The organism is Streptomyces polyrhachis, assembly GCF_042663125.1.
GTDB lineage: Bacteria > Actinomycetota > Actinomycetes > Streptomycetales > Streptomycetaceae > Streptomyces > Streptomyces polyrhachii.
In genome coordinates, this window is sequence record NZ_JBHSZO010000081.1 from 1 (window position 1) to 1,785 (window position 1,785).

Below are 1,785 nucleotides of genomic sequence, written 5' to 3' on the forward strand. Positions count from 1 at the left end.
CCCCCCCCGTTACCTTCTTCGTGGCTCCGCAATGGGGCCTCCGGCCTTCGGGTCCGGCATGACTTCCCCCCCTTGTTGTTCATGATCCGGGGGGTGGTGTCACCGGGCCCGAAGGCATCGACGGACCGCTGATGAGGGGCTTGAGCACCGGCTTCACCCAGGCCGGAAGAGCTCTCCGTAACGTGGATGTGGCAGCTCGGTGCCGAGGCAAGGCCGGACGAAAGCGTGATGAAGGGGCCTGCACGTGATCGACACCGGCGACATCGACGTCTTCCTCGGCCTGGACGTCGGCAAGGGCGAACACCACGCCACCGCCGTCACACCGGCCGGGAAGAAGGCGTTCGACAAGCGGCTGCCCAACACCGAACCGAAGCTCCGCGAGCTGTTCGCCAAGCTGAAGGCCAAGCACGGAACGGTGCTGGTCGTGGTCGATCAGCCGGCCTCGATCGGCGCCCTGCCGCTGGCGGTCGCGAGGGACATGGGTTGCCCGGTCGCCTATCTGCCGGGGCTGACGATGCGGCGGATCGCCGACCTCTACCCGGGCGAGGCGAAGACGGACGCGCGGGACGCGTTCATCATCGCGGACGCGGCCCGCGCGATGCCGCACACGCTGCGGGCGATCGACGGCGAGGACGAGACGATCGCCGAGCTGGAGATGATCGTCGGGTTCGACGACGACCTGGCCGGCGAGGCCACGAGGGTCGCGAACCGGCTCCACGGCCTGCTGACCCAGATCCATCCGTCGCTAGAACGGGTGCTGGGGCCGCGGTTGCAACACCCGGCCGTCCTCGCGCTGTTGGAGCGGTTCGGATCCCCGGCCCAGATCCGCAAGGCCGGCCGACGGCGGCTGGTCACGCTGCTGCGGCCGAAGGCACCGCGGATGGCCGAGCGACTGGTCGAGGAGATATTCGACGCGCTGGACGAGCAGACCGTGACCGTTCCGGGGACCGAGGCCGCCGCGCTGATCGTCCCGAGCCTGGCCGGATCCCTGGCCGCCGTCCTTGACCAGCGCAAGCTGCTGGCCGGGCGGATCGAGGAACTGCTGGAGGACCACCCTCTTTCCAAAGTCCTGACGTCGATGCCGGGCGTCGGCGTCAGGACCGGAGCCCGGATCCTGATCGAGGTCGGTGACGGCAGCACCTTCCCGACCGCCGGCCACCTCGCCGCCTACGCGGGTCTCGCCCCGGCGACCCGGAGCTCGGGCTCCTCGATCCGCGGCGAACAGCCCTCCAGGAGGGGAAACAAGCAGCTCAAACGGGCCTTCTTCCTCTCCGCGTTCGCCGCCCTGGGCGATCCCGCATCGCGGGCCTACTACGACAAGAAGATCGCCCAGGGCAAGCACCACACCCAGGCCCTGCTTTGCCTCGCCCGACGCCGAGCCGACGTCCTGTTCGCGATGCTCCGCGACGGAACCTTCTACGAACCCCAACCCGCAGGGGCCAGGTGACCGTTCAGACTCACCGGTCAGTCCTCCTCCGGCCGAAGCCGTCGGCGAGCGGCCTCAAGCCGCTGGTCATAGTCAGGCGCGAACAGCCCAGCAAGTGACTTGTCCAGCGTCCCGGCGATGCGATGGATCGGCGCCCAGACCGCCGGATCGTCGACAACCCGACTCAGGTCCGTCATCTGCAGCTTCTCCAGCCAGTCCGACAACACCAGCGCCTCGTCACTCGTGAGCTTGATCGTGACCTGGCTATCACCCATGCACACCCCTACGGCTCGGCCCCACCCTCGATCGCACGAACCTACTGGTCCTCGACCTTGACCAAACACATAGGGGCACCCCCC

2 protein-coding genes are annotated in these 1,785 nt (G+C 68.5%); one reads left to right on the top strand and one right to left on the bottom strand.

All coding sequences use genetic code 11. The annotated features are described in order from the left end of the window. The first annotated feature begins 244 nt into the window (after positions 1-244). Entirely contained in the window at positions 245-1,447 is a 1,203-nt protein-coding gene (locus ACFQLX_RS25630; RefSeq protein WP_386418913.1) for an IS110 family RNA-guided transposase, read from the top strand. 17 nt (positions 1,448-1,464) lie between these two features. On the opposite strand, the gene ACFQLX_RS25635 is transcribed toward ACFQLX_RS25630, so the two are convergent. Continuing rightward, positions 1,465-1,701 carry a hypothetical protein gene (locus ACFQLX_RS25635; protein WP_073945300.1) on the bottom strand — a complete coding sequence of 79 codons (237 nt, stop codon included), beginning with the start codon at positions 1,699-1,701 and terminating at the stop codon, positions 1,465-1,467. Between the last annotated feature and the right edge of the window lie 84 nt (positions 1,702-1,785).